Raw genomic sequence first — 4,878 nt, 5'->3', positions numbered from 1 at the left:
AACCGCAAAAGATTGCATTCGACTTTAGGATATGTGTCGCCTATAGATTTTGAGGCTGCATGGAATTGTACAGCTGAGAGAGTGATATAAAAAGAAAAGTTTTAATGAAGATATCGCAAGCGAGCCCTGCATAGCTCGCGGAGACGATACGAATGAAGATAGAAAAATTTATGTTCTAAGTGTCTAAAAAATGGTTGCAATATCAAAGTAAGCTCTCATAATAGGGCTCAATAAGCAGAACTTCATATCCTCTTTCTTGGGGATCTAATTGAAGAACATCTTCGAGTTTTGATCTATCAGATGGATCAAGCATATAGATTTCAAGAGTATTCAAATTGGTATTTTTATATCCATAAGCTTCAGCTGCAGAATAAAGAGCTAGTACAACTTTCTGATTGAATTTTGATTTCTTTAGTGCATCAAGAAGTTCTATTTTTTCAGACAAGCCTGAGCGATAAGTCCTCATCTTACACTTTTTCTTGATGTTTTAGTGGTCTAACCAGCTCTCAAGAAGAAGCTTTGATTTTTTAAAGAAAAATCTCTTAGCCGTTCTTATTCCTTTGGTTTGGAGAATCCCCCCTAATACCAAAACTCCAAAAACCCGTTGAACTAGACCGACACTTACCCCTACTTCTTTAGCCACTTCCCTTAAGGCAATCCCTTGTTTTTTCATTCCTTCTCTTAAAAGCCAATCAAGAATAAGCGATGACTTATCAGCATAGATATTGCCTTCAACAGGTTCTTCATTTGAACTCACTAGAAATCGACCTTTCATTAGGATCTCCTACTGTTCAATATATATTGAACAGTTGAAAATAGTGAACAGTGGGTTCGGTCTTCTCTACAAGAAAAAAGAAAGAAAAAAAATAAATTTGCAGATAACTCTCCTGGTAATTCAATTTTGTTCTTATATATTTATAGGATGTCTAAATTGTTAATTACAATAAAGTGTGTTAATATAATAAAAAAGAGCTAATCTTTATTATTATAAAGATATAAATCTGCAATTAGACAACAAAATTACTTAAAAATAATAGGAGGGTCTTATGTCAGAATCACCAACTACAGAACTTAAATCTCAAATATTAGAAAAAGCACCAAGTACATCTCTTGGACAAGCTAATGGCCCCTTTAATACACAGGCTAAATTACAAGCTGCACTATGGATGTTATGCAACATCCTTATAAAAGTTTCAGAGGTACTCAGTAAAGCCAGAACCGAATCAAACCTTGCAAGCATAAAGGCGGGTTTTTCTTCTGCTGATGAGACCGCAAAAGCAGGTCTTCTTCAGTTAGGAGGCGGTGCTATTCTTGCTGGAACAGGAGTGGCTCAAGGTGTAGCTGGATGTAAGAGTGCTGCAGAGCTTGCTGAAGTAAAAGCATGGCGTGATAATAAGTTAGCGGAGATCAATAAAAATACAATGAATCCAAAGGAAGAGCTTCCTGCAGAATCGGTAAACCCACCTATAGAAGAGGTAGAGGACTCCGATATCACAGTACAAGTGGAGGCACTTGGAGATGAACCTATATTAGAAGAAATAGAAGAAGAAATCTTTTATGATGCGCAAGAAGAGGTGCAATCTTGCAAACAAACTGAACCAGAAGAGCAAACAGAAGAAGCTCAAATGGTAGAAAAGGAGAATGCTCAAGGTAAAATGACTGGAAAGGAAGGCTATAGACCTATTAGACAGGTGGAGAGAGAATATGAAACTAATAAAGATGCTATTCAGGCTAAAGCAGGAAAAATTCAAGGTTTAGCTGCACCGGGGCAAGGTTTGTATCATGTATTTCAGGGTTTAGGAGATATAAAAAGGTCCGAATCTCAGAAAGACACCAATGAACAGCAAACAAAAGAAAATACTCAAGCCCAACAAGAAAAAACAGCTGATGGTCTTAATAAAGAAATTGACAGGTTAAAAGATTTTGATGCTTTCCGAAGCAACTCATCAAGTCTTAAAGGGTAAAACTTTAGAGCTTCTGTTAGCTTTTTAAAGAAGGAGCTAACAGAATGCTTATTTTGAATTTATAAAATTTAAGAGCTCTTATCGTATGCAACAAAAATATAATATGAGTTCCTTCAAACTAAAGGAAGATTTTCCGCTGTTTGGCACAGTTTTTATATATCTGATTGATAAAGGTTTGTAATCAGGATTTGACCTTGCGGTTACTTTAGCTCGAGTTGCCTGCATATCATCATCACTTTCACTTTCACTTTCATTGCTTAAGCGCCTCTTAAATAGTTTCCCCATTTCAGATCGATTAGTTTTTAAAGCTTGATCCGTTAAATATCGGTCAGTCATACTTCTTGCGGAAAAAGGGTTTGTTAAATCATTGTTTGTCGACCATGTCATAAGATACCTCTTGATGTGTTAAGCACACACTTTTCCTAATTCATTAAATTATTAGTCAGCACTTTAATTCTTTTATAACAAAACCATCTGAATGATCATTTTAAGGTGAAACTAAACAATAAAGTTCACCTTTTTAAAAAAAACTCATCTGCTTTTAAGATATTTAGCTTCTATTAGCTTCTTATTTAAGAAGCTAATAGAAGCGTTATTTAAACTTTAAAAACTGGACATTTATAAGAGAGAACAATTTTTATTTGTACCAGTTACTCTACCACTAAGGCTAGAATTTCCTGAGCTCTTCGAGCTTGTAGATGTTTCAAAAGAACTTTGTTGTGTACTTCCATTACTAGAAGCAGGAGTAAACTTATATGAAGTCACTTTAGCAGATTGTGTATCATTACTTGAACTGCTTGAACCACTTAAACGTGTAGGATCATTTCTATTTAATTGATTCATTTTGGAACGCTCATTTTTTAAAGCTTGATCCGTCAAATATCGGTCGGTCATACTTCTTGCAGAAAAAGGATTTGTTAGATCATTGTTTGTTGACCATGTCATGAGACACCTCTTGTGTGTTAAGCACACACTTTTTCTAGTTCATTAAATACTAGTCAGGATTTTAATCATCACGATGATGATTTTGCAAAAGTATATTGCTTTTTGATCCTGGGCATCTAACTTCTAGTTAGCCATAAAAGGTTCCTCTCCCTTTTAGTTCTTTTAAACACTTAGAGTTGTTAAGTTTTTATCTACACCTTGATTTTTTGGAGGATCTTGGTACTAGTAGGTTTAAAAACTAAAAAACTTTCATTTCTCCAACTCTTCGTGTTTAAAAGAAATATATGTTAATAATAAAAAAAAGATAAGTCAACAAGAAGTTTTTTTATTCCGGATAATTATTTTGAAATGTCTAAATATCAAACGCTTCCAAACTCATTTTATGTGTAAATAATTTATTTTTAAGAAGAGTTTTACTAGGAAATAAAGTAGGGTTTGTTGTGTTAAAATTTAAGCTCTTATTTTTATAAGAATTCTTAAGTTATTTGCATAGAGGTTTATCAATTTTTTCCAAGGTAAATTTTTTAAAAGAACAGATTTTTTATCTACAAGTTTTCTGATCACATGCTTTTTTTAAATCAGGCTCTGAATAGTCATCTGCTAAACGGCTTACATCTGAGCAAAGATTTGAAGGAACATTCTCATCTCCAGTGTAGATGTAATGCAGTAGGTACAATACAGCTTGGTAATCGGTGTTTTGTAGTGTTTCTATATTTAGATCTTTGAGCGTAATAACAGAGGATATATCGGTTTTACCTGTATAAATCTCATGAACTAGATAGAAGAACTCCTCGTAATGAGAACTTTGAAATTTCCCTATTAAGTTTTTATGTTTGAGAGATAGAACAGCTTGATCCCATTTCTTTTTATCGCATATTTTTTTTAAATTCGGTTCTAAATAGAGATCTGCCAAATGACTGACAGTTAGGCAAAGATCTAGGGGAACATCGACATCACCGGTATAAATGTAACGAAGTAAATACAAAAACCCTTCGTAATCGATGTTTTGTAATTTCTTTGTATGATCTTGATCTTTGAGTATAATAGCAATCAGAGATCCTTCTAAAAAATTTGTTTGAAAAAGTGCATGGAAATAAAGATTTCTTTGAGATAGAATTTCTCTGTTTACTAAAATTTCTTGAGGATTTTGCGAGTCACCTACGATTAAAGTTTGGTTGCTGAATTCTTTTTTATTAAGGAGATAATCAAGAGAAGTAATTTTTTCATCAGCTTTAAAGATTTCAAAGTTTTTATTTAAAAAGATGATTTCCCAAACTGTTTTAATGACAAGATCATCTTTGGCTAAGCAACCTGCATTTAATATGAAAAGAGCATTTCTAGGGCTTTTTATTAAATGTTCCTGGCAATTCTTTGGGAGTGGCTTATTTTTTTCTAAGTAAGCTGTGCAAGCAATTGATAAAATAATGTTTGGGCCTAAACTAAACATTGATAAGTAATAGGTTATATTATCTGTATTTATTCTATTTTTTACCCATTGGACGACTTCCAATTCTTTAGAATGATCATTAGAAATAAAAATTAAAAGACTTTTTTCAAGGTAAGAATTAAAGGAAAGAAGATTTTCATATTTAGAATCTTTTTCATTTTGAAGGATTAAAGCCGTAGCATCAATCTTATCGATCAATTGAATGATATGTTTAATAAAATCTAGCTGATTTAATTTTAGTTGATTGCTATGAATTACACAGGTAATTTCACTGCAATTTAGTTTATTGTTTTTAATATAGGAAAAACAAATATTATATGAACCTATCTTGAATTAAATTTATTGTTTTAAAGATACTTGCCGACTTAAGAAATTCATCCAATAGCCAAGTAGTCCAAACATTAATAGACCATTCCAATATACTGCCTTTCTTTCCCAGCGCACTGTAAGGCGACGAAAGCCTGTCTTTAACCAAGAAATCGTTCTCTCAACGACCCAACGTTGCTTTTCAAGGTAGCAAAT

7 protein-coding genes are annotated in these 4,878 nt (G+C 33.0%); 1 reads left to right on the top strand and 6 read right to left on the bottom strand.

The window, feature by feature from the left end; translation table 11 throughout:
- Positions 1-202 precede the first annotated feature (202 nt).
- Positions 203-466: a hypothetical protein gene (locus RHTP_RS07340; protein WP_138107479.1), complete on the bottom strand. Its 264-nt coding sequence runs from the start codon at positions 464-466 to the stop codon at positions 203-205.
- Between the two features lie 21 nt (positions 467-487).
- The gene (locus RHTP_RS07335) at positions 488-775 is read right to left on the bottom strand and encodes a hypothetical protein (RefSeq protein ID WP_138107478.1); all 288 of its coding nucleotides are present in this window, start codon (positions 773-775) and stop codon (positions 488-490) included.
- A gap of 271 nt (positions 776-1,046) precedes the next feature.
- Here RHTP_RS07335 and RHTP_RS07330 point away from each other — a divergent pair, with 271 nt between their 5' ends.
- Positions 1,047-1,964, top strand: coding sequence for a hypothetical protein (locus RHTP_RS07330; RefSeq protein ID WP_138107477.1), 918 nt, complete (start codon positions 1,047-1,049; stop codon positions 1,962-1,964).
- A 78-nt stretch (positions 1,965-2,042) separates the two neighbouring features.
- Here the strand turns inward: RHTP_RS07330 and RHTP_RS07325 are convergent, their stop codons facing one another.
- From RHTP_RS07325 to RHTP_RS09195, 4 genes are all read right to left on the bottom strand, one after another.
- Positions 2,043-2,351, bottom strand: a complete 309-nt coding sequence (locus RHTP_RS07325) for a hypothetical protein (RefSeq protein ID WP_138107476.1) — start codon at positions 2,349-2,351, stop codon at positions 2,043-2,045.
- Between the two features lie 231 nt (positions 2,352-2,582).
- Complete coding sequence (locus RHTP_RS07320) at positions 2,583-2,909, bottom strand: hypothetical protein (protein WP_138107475.1); 327 nt, start codon at positions 2,907-2,909, stop codon at positions 2,583-2,585.
- 541 nt (positions 2,910-3,450) lie between these two features.
- Complete coding sequence (locus tag RHTP_RS07315) at positions 3,451-4,554, bottom strand: BTB/POZ domain-containing protein (protein WP_138107474.1); 1,104 nt, start codon at positions 4,552-4,554, stop codon at positions 3,451-3,453.
- 141 nt (positions 4,555-4,695) lie between these two features.
- A partial coding sequence (locus RHTP_RS09195; protein WP_171005777.1) for a transposase occupies positions 4,696-4,878 on the bottom strand: 183 nt, incomplete at its 5' end.

Source organism: Candidatus Rhabdochlamydia sp. T3358 (assembly GCF_901000775.1).
Taxonomy (GTDB): domain Bacteria; phylum Chlamydiota; class Chlamydiia; order Chlamydiales; family Rhabdochlamydiaceae; genus Rhabdochlamydia.
The sequence above is the reverse complement of the archived record's forward strand: the minus strand, read 5'-3'. Positions and strand labels throughout refer to the sequence as shown.